We start from the raw sequence: 19,579 nt of genomic DNA, 5'->3' as shown, positions 1-19,579 counted from the left end.
AGAACCACTGAAGGGCTGTGCACCTGCACAGCCCCGGCGGGCTGTTGGGGCCGGCTACCGGGCGGCCAGAACAGCGGAGTAAAGCTCCCGCTTGCTCACCCGGACGTCTTCCGCGACGGCTGCAACAGCCTCCTTCAGGCGGATTCCCTGGGCCACCAGTTCATTGACGGCAGCCACGTGGTCCTCCGGCGTTCCAGCTTCCTGTTCCGGTGCGCCTGCCAGGACGACGGCAATTTCACCACGGACCTCGGTGGTTTCTGCCCACTGCAGGAGCTCGTTAAGGGAGCCCCGGATCACTTCCTCGTAGGTTTTGGTCAGTTCCCGGCACACGGCCACGCGGCGGTCGGGGCCGAAACGCTCGCGCAGCGCCCGCAGCATCACCTCCAGCCGGTGCGGCGCTTCGAAGAACACCATCGTCCGGCGCTCCCCCGCCAGGTCCGCCAGGCGGGACGCGCGCTCGCCTGCCTTCCGCGGGAGGAATCCTTCAAAGCAAAAGCGGTCCGTGGGCAGGCCGGACAGCGCGAGCGCCGTCAGTACAGCTGACGGGCCGGGGACGGCAGTGACCTTGAGCCCGGCGTCGACGGCACCCTCCACCAGCCTGAACCCCGGATCGGACACCGAGGGCATCCCTGCGTCGGTAACCATCAGCAGTGTCTTGCCTGCCCGCACCTGGTCAAGAAGCTCGGCGGTCCTGGCTGCTTCGTTGTGCTCGTGATAGCTGATCACCCGCCCCGCTACGGTGACGCCCAGGCTCTGCACCAGCCGGTGCAGGCGGCGGGTGTCCTCGGCGGCGACGATGTCCGCGGTGCCCAGCAGCTCCACGAGGCGGGCAGAAGCATCGCCCGTGTTTCCTATCGGTGTGGCCGCCAGCACGATCCGCCCATCCGCCGGCGCCGCAGCTCCTGCATCCGCCACCCTTACCGGCTGTTCTCCGGTTTCCTCATCGTGGGTGGGAGTGCCGGAATCAGGGAAGGGGCTGGGGTTAGTTTCCACGCCACCAGCCTACTGCTGAGGAGCGCGGCCAGCCGCAAAAGGTAGCATGGGGCTCGTGACGCAGACCTCGACGCGGCCGGCCGGGGCCGGGTACCCCACGCCCCCGGCGTCCGGCTGTTCCACCCCCGACGTTGAGGGCCGGCCCGCAACCTTTCCTGCCCGCCCGTGGGTCAGCCGTCCCGTTGATGCCTTCACCGCTGAGTCCCTGCAGGCGCGGCTCCTGGGATCTGTCCAGAGCTGGCGGGACTACCCGCCGTCGCTGCGGCTTTGGTTTTTTCTGGTCCCTGTCCTGACTGCCGCAGCCGGCGGGGTCCTGAGGTTCTTCCGGCTTGAGACGCCGCACAAGCTGGTTTTTGACGAAACGTACTACGTCAAGGATGCCTACTCCTACCTCGTCAGCGGTTATGAGCGCAGTTGGCCGGACAAAGCCAATGATTCATTCAACGCCGGTAACCCCGCGCTGCTTCTGGATACTCCCGAGTACGTCGTCCACCCCCCGGTGGGAAAGTGGATGATCGCCGCGGGCATGTGGCTCTTCGGCGCGGACAATTCCTTCGGGTGGCGTTTCGCTGCTGCCCTGACCGGAACCCTGTCCGTCCTGCTCCTGTCGCTCATAGCGCTGAAACTCTTCCATTCGCTTCCCCTGGCCGGCGCGGCAGGACTCCTCCTGGCCGTGGACGGCCACCACCTGGTGATGTCCCGGACTTCACTGCTGGATATCTTCCTGATGTTCTGGATCCTCGCAGCGTTTGGCGCCCTGCTGATGGACCGGGATGACGGCCGACGCCGGCTTGCGGCGCGGCTGGGCAATGTTGCCTCGGCCAACGGTGGGCTTCCCGGCACCGCCGCGTTGCTCTCCGGACCCTGGCTGGGCATCCGCTGGTGGCGGCTGGCGAGTGGCGTATTCCTGGGGCTTGCCGTGGGAACGAAGTGGTCGGGGCTGTTCTTCCTGGCCGTTTTCGGAATCCTTACCGTCCTGTGGGACCTGAACGCACGGCGGGTAGCGGGAATCCGCGGCTGGATCAGCGGCGGCGTGATCAAGGACGGCATCCCGGCATTCCTGGCTATGGTTCCGGTTGCCGCGCTGGCCTACACCGCCACCTGGACCGGCTGGTTCCGCTCCGACGACGCCTACTTCCGCCGCTGGGCACAGAGCAATCCGTCCGCTGAATGGGGCTGGCTGCCGGAATCGGTCCGGTCCCTGGCGCACTACCACCTCGAAGCCTACAAGTTCCACCAGGGCCTGGGGTCAGAGCATCCGTACGAGGCCAGCGCCTGGAGCTGGCTGGTGATGGGCAGGCCAACGTCGTTCTTTTATGAGTCGCCCCAGCGCGGCACCCCGGGCTGCGACGTGGACAAGTGCACCTCCGCCATACTTTCTGTTGGTAATCCCATTATTTGGTGGGCGGCAGCCATATCGCTGGTGGTGCTCCTGTTCTGGTGGGCCGGGCGCCGTGACTGGCGGGCCGGAGCCGTGCTGGCCGGAGTGGCCGCAGGCTACCTTCCGTGGTTCATGTACCCGGAGCGGACCATGTTCTACTTCTATGCGGTGTCCTTTGAACCGTTCCTGGTACTGGCCCTCGCGTACTGCCTGGGGCTGGTCCTGGGCAGGACGACGGACCCGCCGTGGCGCCGCCGGTCCGGCCTGTACCTGGTGGCCCTGTTCGTGGCCGCAGCAGTCATGTTGACAGCCTTTTTCTATCCTGTTTGGGCGGCTGAGGTCATCCCGTACCAGGAGTGGCGGCTCCGGATGTGGATGCCTTCCTGGATCTAGGGCAGGATGGCAGGAGACCCCGACGGAGCCGCTGCCGCGGCATGGCAGCGGAACGGAGACCTGCTGTGAGAGAAGCGAGCACCGAACTGCTGGTTGAGCTTGATGCCGCCAGCAACGTCACGGATCTGTTGCTGGAGCAGCACGCGGCCAACCCTGCCCACGCCCTGTACCGGCGCAAGGGGCCCAACGGCTGGTATGACGTGACGGCGGAGAAGTTTCTGCAGGACGTCAGCGCGCTGGCCAAGGGCCTCATCGCCGGCGGGCTCGAACCCGGCGACACTGTGGCGGTCATGTCCGCCACCTCCTATGAATGGACCCTGGTGGATTTCGCCATTTGGTTCGCCGGCGGTGTGACCGTTCCCATTTATGAAACGTTTTCAGCCAGCCAGGTGGAATGGATCCTCCATGACGCCGGCGTGCGGCGCGTCTTCGCCGAGGACCATGCGAAGGTGAAGCTGGTGGCAGATGTCCTGACCGGCTCCGAGCTCCTGCGGGACCGGCTCATCCACGTGGGCCGGATGGACTTCAAGGGTGAAGCCCCGGACCTCGCGAGCCTGGCCGCCGCTGGAACGGGGGTCACCGACGCGGAGCTGGAACGGCATAGGAGCCGGGCAGGACTGGACGACATCGCCTCCCTGGTCTACACCTCGGGTACCACCGGCAATCCCAGAGGCTGCGAAATCACCCACGGCAACTTTGCCCTGGTGGCCCGCAACATCGTTGCGTTCCTTCCGGAGCTGCTCCTTCAGGACAAGGCCCGAACGCTGATGTTCCTGCCGCTCGCACACGTCCTCGCCCGGGCGGTCCAGGTTGTGTGCCTGACCGCCGGGGCCACGCTCGGGCACACAGGAGCGGCGCAGCTGGCCGATGACATGGGATCGTTCCGGCCCACCTTCCTGCTGGTGGTTCCGCGGATTTTCGAGAAGCTCCGCGCCACCGCAGCACACAAAGCCGCAGCGGCCGGAAAAGCCCGGCTTTTCGACGCTGCGTCGGCTACCGCCATTGAGTACTCGCAGGAACAGGACAAGCGCAGCCGCGGCGAGGGCAGCGGTCCCGGGATGTTTTGCCGCATCCGCCACGGAATTTTCGACAGGCTGCTCTACCCGCGGCTCCGCCAGGCATTCGGCGGCCAGGTGGGCTACACGGTGTCCGGGGCCAGTGCCCTGTCACCGGAGGACGCCCACTTCTTCCACGGGGCCGGGATTCCTGTCCTTGAAGGCTATGGCCTCACCGAGACCACGGCGCCGTGCACCGTCAACACCCCCTCCCGTACCCGGCTGGGTTCAGTAGGCGTCCCCATCCCCGGCACCACCATCCGGGTAGCGGAAGACGGCGAGGTCCTGGTCAAGGGCATTGGCGTCTTCCGGGGCTACCACGCCAACCAGGCCGCGAACGCAGAGGCCTTCGTGGACGGATTCTTCCGTACCGGCGACCTCGGGGAACTTGACCCCCAGGGGTTCCTCACCATCACAGGGCGGAAAAAGGACCTGCTGGTCACCGCCGGTGGCGAAAATGTTGCGCCCGGGCCGCTGGAAGAAAAAATCCGCGCGCATCAGCTGGTGGCCCACGCCGTGGTGCTCGGCGACGGCAGGCCTTATGTGTCCGCGCTGGTGAGCCTGGACCCCGAAGGCCTCACGCACTGGTGTTCCGGGCAGGGACTGCCCACACTTGCTGTCCGGGACGCCGTCGCGGATCAGCGGGTGATTGAGGCGGTTCAGGAGGCGGTTGACCAGGCCAACCGGCAGGTGTCCAAAGCCGAATCCATCCGCAGGTTTGCCCTTCTGGACGCCCAGTTCACTGTCGAGTCAGGGCACCTGACGCCGTCCCTCAAAGTGAAGCGCGCCGCCGTCGTGCATGACTATGAAAGCGAGATCGCCGGACTCTATTCCTGAGCCGCCGCATGGCGCGCCGCCGGCTCGGCCGAGTGGTTGGCTGACTGGCGGGTGCCGTCAGGCCGTTCCTTGACGAGGCCGCGGCGCCGGCGCGTAGGCCAGGTGAGGATCAGGGTAATCAGCGCGGTCAGCAGCACCAGGGCTGCGATCACAATTCCTGCGTCGACCCAGAACTGGCCGGGAAACAGCCGGATGAGGGTGTCATCAAGGCTGAACGTCCACGTGCCGTCGGCAAAGAAGATCCGATGGAACTCGGTGAAGAACTGCTGCCATCCCAGCACTGCGAGGGAACCCAGGCCCAGGATAAGGACCAAGGTGATGATGGAGCCGGCGAACAATCCCCTGCGGACTCCCCCGTTGGTTTTCTTCCGCAGGTAGAGGACAGCGACGATGCTGACCAGGGCCAGCAGCACGCCGGCGCCATAGGTGGAGAGGATCACCAGCTTGACGTCCGCCATATGGCTGACTTCGCCGTCCTTGAACAGTTTGTCGCCGCTGCGGTGCACCAGGTCGCCCAGGTAGCGCGGTCCGGACCAGTTACTGAGATAGTCGACCGCGTAGGAGCCGTAAGTCATCCTGTCGTCGGTGCTGAATCCGTAGCCGTCACCCGGAAATCCGGGGCGGTTGTACTCCACCCAGAGGAACAGCGGACTGGTCACCGCACGTACCGCAAGGATGAGCAGGATCAGGGGGAAGAAGATGGCAAGCAGGACCTGCATCACCCGCGGAGCCACCGGCTTGGCGTTGGCTGCGCTCTCGCGTTGGGCGTTGCGGCGCTCCACCTCCTCCTCCGGAGGACGGACCTGCAGTGCGGAGGTGGGAAGCGGCTCCTTGAAAACAGGCGAGCTGCCGCGCCCGGGTGCAGGATCCGCATCGTCAGCGGCGGCCTCCGCGGCTTTGCGGCCCGCCCGGCTCTCCGGTTGGACGGCTTTGCGGTCCGCGGGGGCGGCGGCAGCATCGGTGATACCAGTAGCGGACGAACCGCCGGCGACTGCTGCGGCTGCACCGCTGCCGGTTACGGAGGAACCGGTACCTGTTGCAGTTGAGCCTGCGGCTGTTAAGGTTGAGCCCGCGCTTGTTGCCACGTCGTCCGCGCCGGAGCTGCCGGATGACTCTCCGGACGTTTCATAGCCCGGGTCATTAGACCCGTGCGTTGCAGAACTGCCGGCGCCTGTACCGGCGGACGTCATCCAGGAAAAGGCCGGTTCGTCGGAGTCCCCTGACGTGTCCAGGACAGGTTCCGGCCGGGGCTCGGTGCGCCTGGCGCGGGCAGGAGTTTCGTCTTTCACAGCAGCGTCGCTTCCCTTGGGCTTCCGCGCCAGGTTGTGGTCCCCCGGCGCGCTTGGTCTGTTGACGAGCCTACCGTCATGGCTCCGCCGCGGGCGCGGAACCACCCCGGAAGGATTACAACGATTCAGGCAACGGTTCAGGCAGCGACTTCCGAATAGCCTGCGTCCTCGCGGCGCAGGTCGCCGCGCTCCCCGGCCAGGTAGGCTGGCCGTCCGCAGGCGAGGACATACAGCCAGTAGCCGGCGAGCACCGCCGCCCCAATGGTGATCTTTGCCCAGACCGGAAGCGCGCTTGGTGTGACAAACCCTTCCACCAGGCCGGAGACAAACAGCACAAGAACCAGGCCCAGGGCTACCGTAATGAGGGATCTGCCCTCCTCCGCTACCGCCCGGCCCCGGGTGCGCGGTCCCGGCGATACCATCGCCCAAAAGATCCGAAGACCGGCTGCGCAGGCGATGAACACGGCAGTGAGTTCCATCAGGCCATGCGGCAGGATGTAGCTGTAAAAAACGTCTGTCTTCCCCGCGGCCGCGAAAATGCCGGCCGCGATACCCACCCCCTGCGCATTGCTGAACAGGATCATGGGCACCCATACTCCGGTGATGCCCAAGGCCACTGCCTGCGCGCTGATCCAGGCGTTGTTGGTCCAGACGGCACCGGCGAAGGACGCGGCGGGGTTCTCCGAGTAATAGTTGATGAAGTCTTCCTCGACGTATTGTTCTGCCGCCGCCTCGGAAGCCACCGCCCGCAACGCTTCGGGGGATGTGCCAATCCAGAACGCGTAGGCTGCGCCGATGAGGACAAAGGCCGCCCCGCAGGCAAGGGTAAGCCACGTGAGCCGGTAGAAAGCGGCCGGAAGGGCCACCACAAAAAACCTTGCCAGGTCCTCCATCACGTTGGAGCGGGCACCGGTAAAACGGGTCCGCGCCTGGGCAAGTGTGGCGGACAAGGAGGCGGACAGGCCGCTCTCCGGAGCCACCGACCGGATGAGCGAAAGGTGGGATGACGCGGACTGGTACAGGGCCAGCAGTTCATCTGCTTCCGGCCCGCTGAGCCTGCGTTTGTGGGCGAGTTCGTGCAGCCGGGACCACTTGTCCGCGTTGACGGCGGAGAACGCGTCCATATCCACGGAACCAGCCTAGCGGGCCGCAATAGACTGTGAATATCCCATCAGCAGCAAGGACAGGAACAGCGTGAGTTCGATCATCACCGGTGAGGCAGTGGTCCTGGAATTACGCCCCGCATCGTTTGCAGCGCGCGCGCTGGGCCTGCTGCTGGATATGGCCTTGAGCATTGTCCTGTTGGCGGTGATCCTGATTCAAGTAGCGGGCGCGGCTGAAGAACTCGACGAAGCCGCCGTGCGGGCCTTGGTGGTGTCCAGCGTGGTGTTCTGCCTGGTGGCTGTTCCGGTGGCTGTTGAGACTCTTAGCCGAGGGCTGTCGCTGGGCAAGCTCGCAGCCGGGCTGAGGGTGGTGCGGGAGGACGGCGGTGCCATCCGCTTCCGCCACGCCCTGATCCGCGGGCTGACCGGATTCCTTGAGATCTACCTGACGCTGGGCGGGGTGGCCATTGCCGTGGCGCTGTTCAACCACAGGTCCCGCAGGCTGGGCGACCTGATGGCCGGGACATATGCCATCCGCCGCCGGGTACCGCTGGAAGAAGTTTCGCCGGTGCCCGTTCCGCCCCGGCTCCAGTCCTGGGCCTCGGCGGCGGATATCGGCAGGATTCCGGATGCGACGGCCCGCCGGGCTTCCCAGTTCCTCCGCCAGGCCAACCGGATGGCCCCGCTGTCCAGGGCCGGCATGGCCGGGTCGATCGCCACCGAACTCGCGGCGCACGTGGCCCCGCCGCCGCCTGCCGGAACAACTCCCGGTGACTACCTTGCCGCGGTGGTGGCCGAGCGGCGGAGCAGGGACCTGGCGAGGTTGTCCGGGGCACGACGGCGGAGCGCTGAGACAGCCGAGCGCCTGCACCGGCTGCCTTTCAGCGGCTGAGCGCCTAGTTGGCGTATTCGCTCCACGGAATATTCCAGTCGCCAAAACCGTCGTCGTTGGCCGCGTAATCGCCCTCGGTGTTGACGATGTGGACAACGTCGCCGGTGCCCATGTTGTCAAAGACCCACGCGGCACCGTCGGGGGCAAATCCAATGCAGCCGTGTGAGACGTTGGTATTGCCGATAAAGGGGTAAGCAGATTCCAGTGCCTGGTGGATATAAGCACCGCTGAGGGTGAGCCGGATGGTGTATTCGACGTCAACGTCCCCGTAGTAGGCCGGATCGTCGGGCTTCAGCCCGATGCTCGAGGCCCGGAAGTGGTCATAGCGCTTCTTCTCCATCAGCACCCCGTACCCGCGCGCGGACGGGAACCGCTTATCCCCCATGCTCACCGGCAGCGTCTTGACCACCTGGTCGTTGACGCTGAGCGTGAAGGTGTGGGCTGCTGCATCCGCCACTGCCACCTTCTTGTCACCAATGGCGACGTTCACCTTCTTGTTGAAGTTGGCGATCTGGCCGTTGCCGAGGTCCACGCCGAACAGCTGCATGTCCATGGTGATCGTGGAGTTTGCCGCCCAGAAATTTTCCGCGCGGTACCGGACCATGGTGTCGCTGTGCCAGTGGAAGTCACCCACCTGGCCTGCGCTGCTGGTGATGCTGATGGCCTTTTCCACCGCCTCACGGTTAAGCACGGGTTCGCTGAAGATAACCTGCAGCGGCTGCCCGACACCCACCTTCATGCCATCCAGCGGGTAGATAGCGGCATCGGCCTCGTGGGAACTGGAAACGGTGCTGAAGGCCTGGGTGGTGCTGGTCTCGCGGCCGGCCCCGTCCTTCACGACGTAGGTGTAGCTGTAGTCCGTATTGAATTTCAGCGGCCCGGAGGCCGTCCAGCCTGTGCCGGCGGCGTCGATGCGGCCCTCCACCGTCTCTCCGGAGGTGCTGGTGAGGGTGACGCGTTCTATGGTGCCGTTGGACACCTTCAGGGACACCGGGGCTGCCGGGTTCACCTGCTTGGCGCCGTTAACCGGCACGGCGTCGAACTTGACCGGGGCAATCACCGGCGCTGCGATGCCGGGTGATGTCCTGGCAGCGGACCCCGACTCCGACTCGATGGCTCCGCGGGCAATTCCCGGTGCCACTGCAGCGAACACCCCGCCGACGGCGGCGAGGAGGCAGACGGCCACCACCACAAGTATCTTCTTCACACGACCCGGCCGGCGGGACTGGACTTCGGGCTCCATATTTTGATCCTAGGCGCAGAAAGTAACAGCCCGGGTGCTCGGGGCACCCGGGCAGTTCACTTCTTAGTAACGATAGTGCTCGGGCTTGTACGGACCGGCGACGTCCAGATCCAGGTACTCCGCCTGGTCCTTGGTCAATTCGGTCAGCTCCACGCCCAGCGCACCCAGGTGCAGGCGGGCAACTTTTTCGTCCAGGACTTTGGGCAGGACATAAACCTGGTTTTCGTACTCGCGCTCCCCCTCGGGCTGGTCCTTCTTGGTCCACAGCTCGATCTGGGCGATGGTCTGGTTGGCGAAGGAGTTGCTCATCACAAAGGACGGGTGCCCGGTGGCGTTGCCCAGGTTCAGCAGGCGTCCTTCAGACAGGACGATGATGGAACGCTCGGCTTCGGTGCCGGCCTCGAAAACCCATTCGTGGACCTGCGGCTTGATTTCCACCTTTTTGATGCCCGGGATTCGGGCGAGTCCGGCAATGTCGATTTCGTTATCGAAGTGGCCAATGTTGCCCACAATCGCCTTGTTCTTCATGCCGGCCATGTGCTCGGCCATGATGACGTCCTTGTTGCCGGTGGTGGTGATGAAGATATCGCCCTGGGCCAGGACGGACTCCAGCTTGGCCACCTGGTAGCCGTCCATGGCGGCTTGCAAGGCGCAAATGGGGTCGATCTCCGTGACAATCACGCGGGAACCCTGGCCCCGCAGCGCTTCCGCGGCGCCCTTGCCGACGTCGCCATAGCCGCAGACGACGGCGACCTTGCCGCCCATGAGGACGTCCGTTGCGCGGTTGATGCCGTCCGGAAGGGAGTGCCGGATGCCGTACTTGTTGTCGAACTTGCTCTTGGTGACGGAGTCGTTGACGTTGATTGCGGGGAAGAGGAGCTTGCCCTGTTCAGCCAGCTGGTACAGGCGGTGGACGCCGGTGGTGGTTTCTTCGGTGACTCCCTTGATGGCGGCGGCCGTGCGGGTCCACTTCTGCGGGTCTGCGGCGAGGGAGCGGCGCAGCACGTCAAGGAAGATGCCGTATTCTTCGGAATCCGTGGGGTCGTTGGACGGAACGTTACCCACGGCCTCTAACTCGGCGCCCTTGTGCACCAGCATGGTGGCGTCTCCGCCGTCGTCAAGGATCATGTTGGGGCCGAGCTCCGGGTTGGTCTCCGCGCCGGGCCAGGTGAGGATCTGCTCCGCGGTCCACCAGTATTCCTCGAGCGTCTCGCCCTTCCATGCAAACACCGGGACACCCTGTGGGTCCTCCACGGTGCCCTTACCCACCACCACGGCAGCCGCGGCTTCATCCTGGGTGGAGAAGATATTGCAGGAAGCCCAGCGGACCTCGGCGCCCAGGGCGGTAAGGGTTTCGATCAGCACCGCAGTCTGCACCGTCATGTGCAGCGACCCGGCGATCCGCGCGCCCTTAAGCGGCTGGGTGGGGCCGAATTCCTCGCGGAGGGACATTAGGCCGGGCATCTCGTGCTCCGCCAGGCGGATCTGGTGCCTGCCTGCCTCTGCCAGCGAGATGTCGGCAACCCTGTAATCAAAAGCCATGGTGAATCCTTTACTCTGTCCGGCCAGGAGCCGGATGCTGCTGCGGTGCCGGGCCGGGGAGCCGCGGCGTGTGCGCCGGTGGTTTGTACTGGCGGGGGGTTAAACGGCCCGGCGTCTGCCGGCGGCTGAATCGTGCTGGTCCGAATCGTGCTGGTCCGAACCAGCTGCCGCCGCTGCCGCCAGGAGTTCGGGCGGCAGGAGGAGGGGAATCCCGTCCTCGATGGCATAGCGGGGCCTCACGCCGGACTCGCCCGCGACGGCTGCAACAAGTTCCCCGCCTTCCTGCACCAGGGCGGACCCTGTTACCGGGCAACGCAGAACGGACAGGAGTTCAGGACTGATATTCGGCATTGTTTTTTCATGCTCCTGGCGGGCGCGCCGGCGCCGGTAGCGGACGGAAGTGCAACTTCCAGCCTACCGCCAGATGCCGCTCAGGACGGTTCCCGCAGGGCGCGGAGGTGGCCCCTGCGGGTTCCTTCAGCGCCGGCCGGGGCTTCAAGCGCCGAATGGGAGCCGCGCTGACCGGACGGCGGCGGCGCCTGGGCAGGCAGGGCAGCGGCGTCCCGGACCGCGTTGGCCAGTGCCAGGAGGTCATCCGGGCCGGGCTGCTGCGGCGTGGAGGGCATGGCCAGGCGCAGAACCTCCCAGCCCCGCGGGACAGTCAGAGAATCAGCGTGCTGCTCACACAGATCGTAACAATGGGGTTCGGCGTAGGTGGCCAGCGGACCAAGGACCGCCGTGGAATCCGCGTAGACGTACGTCAGAGTGGCTACCGCTGACTGGCGGCACGCAGATCTTGAACACTGACGGATAGCTCCCACGACATCACAGACTACTCCGTGCAGGCGGTAAAACACGGTATTGCCGCCCCGGGTCGACGCGCACCGGTGCATGCAGCCCATGTGTCGCGTAAATCCGCCCCCGGGTTTACAGTCGATATATGCAGTCATCGAACCATGAATCAGGCTTTTCGGTCCGGTTGGCTGATCCGGATGCCCACACTGACCCAGGCAGCGCGGCGCCGGGCAAGAGCTTTATGATGCGCCGCCGCAACCGCCACGGACGGGGCCTTCGCGGGGAAGTGATGCTCCCGACCCATCCCGGTTACCGCACCCGTTCGGACCGCTTCGATGACATGGTGCTGGACTCCGCGCAGCGCCTGCATGACATCTGGGGCAAGACCCTTGACGGTGTCCGTTTCGGCGTCGATGAAATCCCGCCGGACCTTGAGCAATTGGCGGCAAATGGCACCACCGCCCCCATGGGTTCCTACACCCCGGCGACCGACGGGGACGGGCCGATGATCACGGTGTACCGCCGGGTGGTTGAGCAGGCGTGCGGGAGTGTGGACGAACTCCACGACCTGGTCCATGACGTGGTGGTGGAGCATACGGCTGAAATGCTGGGTGTTGCCCCGGAGACCCTTGACCCCGTCTACCGCCGCCGGTACTGATCCCGCTGCATCCGCACCAGTCACTGCTTTTATCAGGCATCGGCTCTGACAGGCATCGGCGGATCTTCAGTAACTCAGCGTGACAGGCACCGTTTCCTGTCCCGCCGCTGCCGGCAGGAAGGCAAGCGTCGACACATCGTCACGCCCGTCCTGCTGCAGCAACAGAGCTCCATACACAGCGTCGCCGGAAGCCGACACCACATAGCCGACGACGGCGGAATCCTCGGCATTTTCCGGAATGGCGATGGAGGCGGTGGTTCCGCCGGCAATGTCTGCGGTGGACGGCGCCCGGACCTTCCCGTCGGCAGTGATGGCGGAATAGGTGATGGTGGCCCGGTTGTCCAGGGCACCGAAAACAAGGTGGCGCTGGCCTCCCTGGGGAACGGGGACCACGTGCTGGCTGCCGAGTCTTACTCCCGATGCTGCCCACGCGACGTCTGCGGCCTTGCCGTCCTGGAGGCCCCGGGTCACCCGGGTGGCAGCGACAAAGGTGACATCCGACGATGCCTCCACCGTGTAGTGGCCTGCCGGGACGCCGGCCAGCGGAATTTCCGTGGCGGTGCCCGCCTTGGCTGTGATGACTCCCCCATTGGGCAGTGCCCTCTGGCCGTCGCGCCCGTAGAGCTTGACCTCCACCACGGCGTCTGAGGGGCCGGGGACGGTGAGCTGCAGGGCTGGCCCGGCGTCCTCGTACCCTGGCCTTCCGGTCAGCGCAGCTGATTGGCCAGGGTCCTGGATATCGACTCCGGTCATCACCTGCCGGACCGCCGGCGCCGCTCCCGGGGTTATGAAGTCCACGCCGCCAGGAGTCAGCCCGCGCAGGGCGCTCTGCTGGATGATGGCTGCGACGGGGCCTCCGGCGCTGCGTACGTGCACGCTGAGCTGCGCCTCTCCGGGAGCCAGCCCGGCGAGGACTACCGGCCGCGATGTCCCTGGTGCCACGAGCAGCCCCCGGCTGCCGGGTGCCTGGATCTGCCCCGAGGACCCGAAAAGTTCGAGGCTGACGGTGGCCGGAGTGGAAGACCCGTTGGTCAAGACCAGCACCGACGTTCGGCCCACGGTGGTGCTGGCACCCGCGAGCCATTGGTCATTCGCCGGCTGCAGGCAGTTGGCTGCAGCAATTCCCTGCAGGTCGCCGTCGGTTGCCGTGAACTTCATGGCCGCTGCCGCCGAGGCCTGCTGGTTTACCACGGCATCGGCGCTAAGCACGCTGATTTGGTCCACCCGTTGGCCGGCCACCACGCCGGCGAGGAGCTCCTGCGCACCTCCTGCGATGGCAGCTGCCGGGGCCTGCTCTTTTCCGATCTCAACCGCTGTTGCTCCGCTGAGTTCCGACAGCCGGCTTGCCGGCAGCACCCCTCCTGCGCTGAGTACTGCTCCGGTGACCGAGCTTGCGGCCGTTGCCGACTCCGGGCTGAATTGCGGATCGGTGCCCGCTTCAGTACCTTCCAGCAGCCTGGCCGGACCGGGACAGACCCCAACACTGGTGCCCGCCGGCACTGCCGATTCACCCGCGGGTACGGCTCGGCTGGACACGGGCTGCGGAAGGATTGATCCGGCCGCCACTACGGCGCCGGCACTGGCGATGACGACGGCGGCAGACGCCAGGCTGGTCACCAGCGCCTTCCTGCGCCAGGCCGCCGGGCGCCGGGCAGGTTCAGAGCTTTTCGCGGGTTCGACGGCCGTCGCACCGCCTGGCCCCGATGCTTCCGCGGACGTGGAGGTTCTATGCATTCTGGTGTTCCTTACGCAGCGATCCTTCGTTCCGTGAAAGACCTGTCCTCTGGCGCGGGGCAGGCATCGGGATGGCAAGCATGATGGTCAGACCAATAACGGTGCACTGCGCGATTCCAGACCACAGGGCCCACGGGTTCTCGTACCGCACCGTGAGGTGGCCAGCCGAAGCCGGGAGGGTAAAGGCTTGCGACCATCCGGAAGTTGTTGAGGTCAGCCTGCGGCCGTCCAGCCATGCACTCCAGCCGGGATCCGCCCGTTCCGCCAGTACCAACAGACGGCCCTCCGGCCCTTCGGGAACAGCGGCATCGACGTCGTCATACCCTGACGGGACGAGGGCGGTGGTGGCGCCTTCTGCGTCAACAACCCGTACCCGGTGGGCCACGTCCGCCGCATGGAGGGCCGGCTGGTTCAGTGGAGTGATCCGCCACAGCCATCCGGTGTCTGTCTGCCCCACCGCGATGAGCCCGGGGACGGCATCCATCCTGCTGGCGGTGAGCTGGGCTGCCGTATCTGCTGCCCGGAGAACCACAAATCCGGCCCCCAGCTGTTCGAGGTCGGTCCGCGGGTCCACGCCTTTGCCAGCTACCAGCGTTGCCACCACGCGGCGGACCGCGGAGGTGACGTCGTCGTCGTCGCGCACTGTTTCTGATCCCGGCGCGCCCAGGATGTTACGCACTGAGGCGATGGTTGAAAGGCTGTCCAGGGTTGTGCCCGCGCCCCTCATGAGGGAAGCATCATACGTGCCGTTCTCGCCGGTGCTGATGGACAGGGTGCGTGTCTGTTCAGGCCCGGTTCCGCGGTCCGTGGCTGTCGCCGGAAGGGTGCGCACGCCGGTTGCCTCGACAAGCCGGGGCGTGCCCAATGCGGTGGAGGCCGTGGGCATTTGGGCCGTGGCTGCAGCTGGACGGAGAAGGTTCTGCGCCGACCATGCAGCCATTCCTGCCAGGGGGCCGGCAAGCAGAAGCACCATGGCGCATGCCGCCGCGGACTGCAGTGCCCTCCTGGGTTTCGCAGTGCCCGCCGCTGCCCGGTCCGCGAAGTCCAGCAGCCGCTCGGCTCCCAGGACCGCGGCAGCGAGCAGGGCAAACGCCGCTGCGGAAACCGCCGCTCCAGGGAAGGGTGTGACCATGGTGTCGGCATTTATGCCGGTAGCCACATGCCCGGCCAACCAGCCTCCGGCGAGCGCGATAGTGGCAACCACCCACAGGGACCTGGCCATTCCGGCCCGTTTACCGGGCATGCCGGTGGCAGCCACTGCCAGGAGCACCACGGGGACACCAGCAAGGAGGGCCAGCAACAGGGCCCACGGCACCGTGCTGCCCGCGAAGTACGGCAGTCCGGCCAGCCCGCTGTTGGGACCGAACTCGAGCGGCTGGCCGAGCAGTTGCTGCCACAGCGGGGCGGCATCAAAACCCAGCGGCAGGCCGGGATCGGCCAGCAGGGCCCGCGGCCTGTCAAGCGCTGAAAGCCCGAACGGGATAAACAGGGCCGCAGTGGGCAGCAATGCCCACCATACTGTCCGGCCCCGGCGCCCGCGGAGAAGCCAGCAAAGAATTATGACCACTGTCGCAGGTATCAGCAGTGACGGCGCGGACGCCGTCACAACAGCCAGCACCAGGCCGGCCGCCGCTGCAGCCGTCCACGACGGCACTCCATTGATTCCGGGCTTCACCGGCGTCGGCCCGGTGAAGCGGCGGTCACCGGCAGCCGGCTGCTGGAATCGTCCCTGTCCCACAGCGGAGCCAGTCGCCCGCAGCAAGGCCAGGACCAGCAGCGGAATCATGATGTGCGCAACAAGGGCTCCAACCCGGCCCTGGTTGAGGGCCACCTGCAGGGCCGGGGCCGCGGCCCAGAATAAAGCTGCTGCCAGGCGCAGGCGGCGGCGGACGGTCAGGCCGCCTGCAGCAAACCATGCGGTGAGGCCGGACAGCGGCATGCCGAGCAGCAGCAGCCAGGCCATGGCGGCATTGGCGTCACCGCCCCCCAGCACACCCAGGACCCAGAGGACATACCCAAAGGGATCCCCGCGTCCGGGAAGCCCGGCACCCAGGGAAATCCACCAGCTGGACGCGTGGTGCCAGATGTCGTCAAGGCCGGCTGAGACCGGAATCAGCGCCCCGCCGGTAACGGCAGGGGCGCCGAAAAGTCCGGCTAAGCCCAGCAGCGAGGTAATGGACGCGATAATGACCGTGGCCAGGGCTCCGTTGCCCACCCAGCCGCGCTTGCTGGTGGCAAGCGCTGCGAAGTCGTCCTCGGCGTCGCCGGTGGGCTGGTTCGCCAGCGGGTCCTGTTCGAGGTAATCCGCCGGGCTCCCGTCCGAACCAAGCGCCTCCATGAGGGAACGCCGGTGGCTCCAGACCTCACGGCGGGGTGTCTGAAGCTTACGGATTACCGACCGGCGGATGCGGCGGCTGTTCCTGGCGTTCGCCCTTGCCCTCATCACTGCGCGCGGGCGGCCGAGCGCTGCGAACGTTGCTGCCAGCTGTGTAATGCCGTGCCCGGGATCCTTTACGGCAATGCTCAGCACCAGTTTGAAGATGCTGCCCAGGAGGGCGGCGACGCCGTGGACGGGGACCATCCACGGCGTCGCGTGCTTCAGCCTCAAATGGACCTGCGCTTTACGGGCCGCGGCGGCGTTGCCCAGCGCATGGGGCCGGTGCACTACGTGGAACATCCTGGCCGCGGGGACGACCACCACGCGGTGCCCGGCCAAGCGGTTGCGCCAGCAGAAATCGACGTCGTCGCCGCTGCCGGGGAGTGCGGGGTCAAAGCCGCCAAGCTGCTCCCAGACGTCGCGGCGGATAAGCATGCCGGCGGAATTGACGGCGAAGGTATCGCTGCGGCCGTCGTATTGCCCCTGGTCAAGTTCATCGGCGTCAATGAGGGTCAGCCGCTCCGCCCAACGGCTGGTGGAGAGGCCCACGTCCACCAGCTTGCGTCCGGCGTGCCAGTCCAGCTGCTTGCAGCCGGCAACTGTTACGGAGGGGGCGCGCTCGACGGCGAGGAGCAGTTCGGCGAGGGCCTGCGGCGCGGGTGCGGCGTCATCGTGAAGCAGCCAGATCCACTCAGAACTGCCGTTGCCGTGATCGGCCCGCCAAGGGGCGAGTTCGGCGAGGCCCGCGGATACCGCAGCACCCATGCCGTTCTTTCCGCGATGGCTTACTACGCGCGCCGCGCCCAGGGCCTGTTCAAGGAGGGCTTTGGAATTATCGCGGGAGCCGGTGTCGACGCCGATGACGGCGTCAGCAGCCCGGGTCTGATCCGCCAAAGCTGCCAGGGTTCTGGGGAGATAGGCACTGCCGTTGTGGGCAACCACAACGGCAGTGACGTGGACATCCTGAAGAATTAGATTGCTCGCTTCCTTAGCCGCCGGCGCTCACGCTCGGAAAGGCCTCCCCAGATGCCGAACCGTTCGTCATTGGCCAGGGCGTATTCGAGGCACTGGGACCGCACGTTGCAGGCACCGCAAACCTTCTTGGCATCCCGGGTGGACCCTCCCTTTTCAGGAAAAAAGGCCTCGGGGTCGGTTTGGGCGCAGAGGGCGTCCGTCTGCCACCCAAGTTCGCCTTCATCACCCAGGTCCTGCTGGAAGGGCAGTCCAATCCATACAGGCTGTGCCGTTCCGGCCGCAGCCAGCTCCATGGGCGGGTCGAGCTCATCCTCGGGGTCCTGCCCGCCATTCAGAAGTGCCTCATGTGCGGCAAGGAAAGCTGTGGCCTGGTCCTCCTGGGAGTCCCTGTTGCTTGTGTTGTACCGCTCCGCGGCGTCAGGATCGGCCGGATCGACATACCAATCGCTGGGAACGCCCCGCGCACGGTACTTTGCCGTTGCCTGACCGGCCACGACGGCATCTTCCTGGATACGCTCTGCTTGCCCCACGGCGACCCTCCTGATGTTGCAACCCTTGCCTGGATACGTGGACACTCGGTTGTGTGCCGGTATTTACGCAGGTGCCTTTAGACATCTAATTACACGCGTGTAACTTGGGTGAGTCAAGCCGCTGCCCGGATAATAATCACCAACAGCCCCCAACATGGTGCACGCCACGCCCGAACTTTTGGCGGGTTACCCATTCCCGCACCGTTTATGCAGCGCTTCCGCTCCGGAAACACCGCCGTAAGCCCGGTTCCCGGCCCCTGTACGGCAAAGTGCCCCATCTGCTGACGAGACGAAGATCACCTGAGCGGCCTCACGTTTTTGTCGGGGTGACGCACCGGTGACCGCGCTCCTCTGCGGTGGCAGGATTAGGGCATGACTACCCCGGCAATCGATCTGATGACCAGCCTCCGCTCAGGCAACTCCACCGCCCCGCGCCTTACCTGGTACGGCCCGGACTCGGAGCGCGTAGAGCTCTCCGGGAAGGTGCTGGACAACTGGGTGGCCAAAACCAGCAACCTGCTCCAGGACGAGCTGGACGCCGAACCCGGCATGCGGCTGGCGCTGGACCTGCCCGCGCACTGGAAAGGCCTGGTCTGGGCCCTGGCCGCCTGGCAGCTGGGCATGGAGACGGTCCTCAGCGGTGATGCGGCGGACCTTTTGGCCACGGCCACTCCGGAAGCGGCAGCAGGGAAGTACGGCGCCGTCGTGGCCGTGGCACTGCCGGCCCTGGCTATGCGCTGGGCCGGTGAACTGCCCGCCGGCTGCCTTGATTACGCGGCGGACGTGCGCTCCCACGGTGACGTTTTTATGCAGCACACCGAAGCCGACCCCCTGGCCTGTGCGATCGTTGCCCAGGACGGCCGCCGGCACTCCCACCAGGATCTGCTGGACGGCTTCGCAGTGTCCCACGGGGAGGCCGTGCGGCTGCACATTCCGGGGCGGGACGGGCTGGAGGCGGCGCTGGCCAATGCCTTGGGCGCGTGGCGGCACGGGGGCTCAGTGGTGATGACACATCCCGACGTGGAGCCCACTGAGAAGCTGCTCGCCGCGGAACGCATCCACGGCACCTGATATCGGCTTCTGAGCAACATCCCTGATTGGGGGCTGGCCCGGCTTTCCGGGCCGGCCCCGCTTTCAGGCCGGTCTAGTTTTTGGGCCGGGCGGGGTCTTCTGTTACAGGCTCCCGCTCCGGAACGCCGGCGCCGGCATCCGCGGAATGGTGGTGGAGTTCGATGAGTTCGTGGTCGTGGGAGAACTCCGGCTCCTGGTCCAGTTCCTTGTTGAACACCAGGAACCGGTAGGCGAAGAAGCGGACCACCGTGGCCACCAGGATTCCTGCCACTCCCGCGAAGAAGAGCATGTTCTTGTCTGTTATGCCGAGTCCGTACTTCGCCAGGGCAGTGAAGCCGGTGGAGATGCCGATGCCGATGCCGTTGATAAGGATGAACATCAGGAATTCACGGAGCACGTTGTCCTGCCTGCGGTGCCGGAAGGTCCAGAGGCGGTTGGCAATCCAGGAAAATATGGTGGCTACGGAGGCGCCAACAAACCTGGCTTTGGCCTCGCTGTCCGTCATGGGGCCGTGCATGAGGTAATACGTGAGGCCGTTGTCGATGACGAATGCCACACCGCCTACGGCTCCGAATTTGGCCACCTCACGCCAAAAAAGTGAGGCGAGCCCCCGGATGCGATCTGTAAGCGTGTTAAACATGACCCTCCATGGCCGTTGAAACAATGGGCCACACGGCCGGAGGCCCATTTTAGCCCCTGAAGCTGGAGGGC

Annotated in this window: 16 protein-coding genes; 5 read left to right on the top strand and 11 right to left on the bottom strand. The window is 65.9% G+C overall.

Going from position 1 to position 19,579, the window contains the following annotated elements:
• Nucleotides 1–54 precede the first annotated feature (54 nt).
• Complete coding sequence (rsmI, locus tag AC5RT4_RS01230; protein WP_494041018.1) at nt 55–993, bottom strand: 16S rRNA (cytidine(1402)-2'-O)-methyltransferase; 939 nt, start codon at nt 991–993, stop codon at nt 55–57.
• A gap of 46 nt (nt 994–1,039) precedes the next feature.
• Here rsmI and AC5RT4_RS01225 point away from each other — a divergent pair, with 46 nt between their 5' ends.
• A complete protein-coding gene (locus AC5RT4_RS01225; RefSeq protein WP_494104631.1) occupies nt 1,040–2,767 on the top strand; it encodes a dolichyl-phosphate-mannose--protein mannosyltransferase in 1,728 nt (575 codons plus the stop codon).
• Nucleotides 2,768–2,832: 65 nt separating this feature from the next.
• Nucleotides 2,833–4,659 carry an AMP-dependent synthetase/ligase gene (locus AC5RT4_RS01220; RefSeq protein ID WP_494104630.1) on the top strand — a complete coding sequence of 609 codons (1,827 nt, stop codon included), beginning with the start codon at nt 2,833–2,835 and terminating at the stop codon, nt 4,657–4,659.
• On the opposite strand, the gene AC5RT4_RS01215 is transcribed toward AC5RT4_RS01220, so the two are convergent.
• Both AC5RT4_RS01215 and AC5RT4_RS01210 read right to left on the bottom strand, forming a co-directional pair.
• Nucleotides 4,650–5,948 (bottom strand): TIGR01906 family membrane protein, encoded by a 1,299-nt coding sequence (locus AC5RT4_RS01215; protein ID WP_494104629.1) that lies wholly within the window; start codon nt 5,946–5,948, stop codon nt 4,650–4,652. The genes AC5RT4_RS01220 and AC5RT4_RS01215 overlap by 10 nt on opposite strands.
• A 137-nt stretch (nt 5,949–6,085) precedes the next feature.
• Entirely contained in the window at nt 6,086–7,078 is a 993-nt protein-coding gene (locus AC5RT4_RS01210) for a stage II sporulation protein M (protein ID WP_494104628.1), read from the bottom strand.
• A gap of 64 nt (nt 7,079–7,142) precedes the next feature.
• Between AC5RT4_RS01210 and AC5RT4_RS01205 the strand changes: the two genes are divergently transcribed.
• Nucleotides 7,143–7,943, top strand: a complete 801-nt coding sequence (locus AC5RT4_RS01205; RefSeq protein ID WP_494104627.1) for an RDD family protein — start codon at nt 7,143–7,145, stop codon at nt 7,941–7,943.
• Between the two features lie 4 nt (nt 7,944–7,947).
• Here the strand turns inward: AC5RT4_RS01205 and AC5RT4_RS01200 are convergent, their stop codons facing one another.
• From AC5RT4_RS01200 to AC5RT4_RS01185, 4 genes are all read right to left on the bottom strand, one after another.
• Nucleotides 7,948–9,186: a L,D-transpeptidase gene (locus AC5RT4_RS01200; RefSeq protein ID WP_494104626.1), complete on the bottom strand. Its 1,239-nt coding sequence runs from the start codon at nt 9,184–9,186 to the stop codon at nt 7,948–7,950.
• 63 nt (nt 9,187–9,249) lie between these two features.
• Nucleotides 9,250–10,728, bottom strand: a complete 1,479-nt coding sequence (ahcY, locus tag AC5RT4_RS01195) for an adenosylhomocysteinase (protein ID WP_494104625.1) — start codon at nt 10,726–10,728, stop codon at nt 9,250–9,252.
• A gap of 99 nt (nt 10,729–10,827) precedes the next feature.
• Nucleotides 10,828–11,079: a Trm112 family protein gene (locus tag AC5RT4_RS01190; protein WP_494104624.1), complete on the bottom strand. Its 252-nt coding sequence runs from the start codon at nt 11,077–11,079 to the stop codon at nt 10,828–10,830.
• Between the two features lie 80 nt (nt 11,080–11,159).
• On the bottom strand, nt 11,160–11,549 hold the full coding sequence (locus AC5RT4_RS01185) for a DUF3499 domain-containing protein (RefSeq protein ID WP_494041027.1): 390 nt from the start codon (nt 11,547–11,549) through the stop codon (nt 11,160–11,162).
• A gap of 119 nt (nt 11,550–11,668) precedes the next feature.
• Between AC5RT4_RS01185 and AC5RT4_RS01180 the strand changes: the two genes are divergently transcribed.
• On the top strand, nt 11,669–12,181 hold the full coding sequence (locus AC5RT4_RS01180) for a metallopeptidase family protein (RefSeq protein WP_494041028.1): 513 nt from the start codon (nt 11,669–11,671) through the stop codon (nt 12,179–12,181).
• A gap of 66 nt (nt 12,182–12,247) precedes the next feature.
• Here the strand turns inward: AC5RT4_RS01180 and AC5RT4_RS01175 are convergent, their stop codons facing one another.
• The 3 genes from AC5RT4_RS01175 to AC5RT4_RS01165 are packed head-to-tail and all read right to left on the bottom strand — an operon-like array spanning nt 12,248 to nt 17,797.
• Nucleotides 12,248–13,915, bottom strand: coding sequence for a DUF5719 family protein (locus tag AC5RT4_RS01175; RefSeq protein ID WP_494104623.1), 1,668 nt, complete (start codon nt 13,913–13,915; stop codon nt 12,248–12,250).
• Nucleotides 13,908–17,234 carry a glycosyltransferase family 2 protein gene (locus tag AC5RT4_RS01170; protein WP_494041030.1) on the bottom strand — a complete coding sequence of 1,109 codons (3,327 nt, stop codon included), beginning with the start codon at nt 17,232–17,234 and terminating at the stop codon, nt 13,908–13,910. The genes AC5RT4_RS01175 and AC5RT4_RS01170 overlap by 8 nt, the downstream gene beginning before the upstream one ends.
• A 29-nt stretch (nt 17,235–17,263) precedes the next feature.
• Nucleotides 17,264–17,797, bottom strand: a complete 534-nt coding sequence (locus tag AC5RT4_RS01165; RefSeq protein WP_494041031.1) for a WhiB family transcriptional regulator — start codon at nt 17,795–17,797, stop codon at nt 17,264–17,266.
• A 372-nt stretch (nt 17,798–18,169) separates the two neighbouring features.
• On the opposite strand from AC5RT4_RS01165, the gene AC5RT4_RS01160 reads away from it, so the two are divergent.
• Nucleotides 18,170–18,868, top strand: coding sequence for a TIGR03089 family protein (locus tag AC5RT4_RS01160; RefSeq protein WP_494041032.1), 699 nt, complete (start codon nt 18,170–18,172; stop codon nt 18,866–18,868).
• A 73-nt stretch (nt 18,869–18,941) separates the two neighbouring features.
• Here AC5RT4_RS01160 and AC5RT4_RS01155 read toward each other — a convergent pair whose 3' ends face one another.
• Nucleotides 18,942–19,508, bottom strand: coding sequence for a GtrA family protein (locus AC5RT4_RS01155; protein ID WP_494041033.1), 567 nt, complete (start codon nt 19,506–19,508; stop codon nt 18,942–18,944).
• Nucleotides 19,509–19,579: the final 71 nt, after the last annotated feature.

This window comes from Arthrobacter sp. sptzw42 (assembly GCF_059089685.1).
The sequence above is the reverse complement of the archived record's forward strand: the minus strand, read 5'-3'. Positions and strand labels throughout refer to the sequence as shown.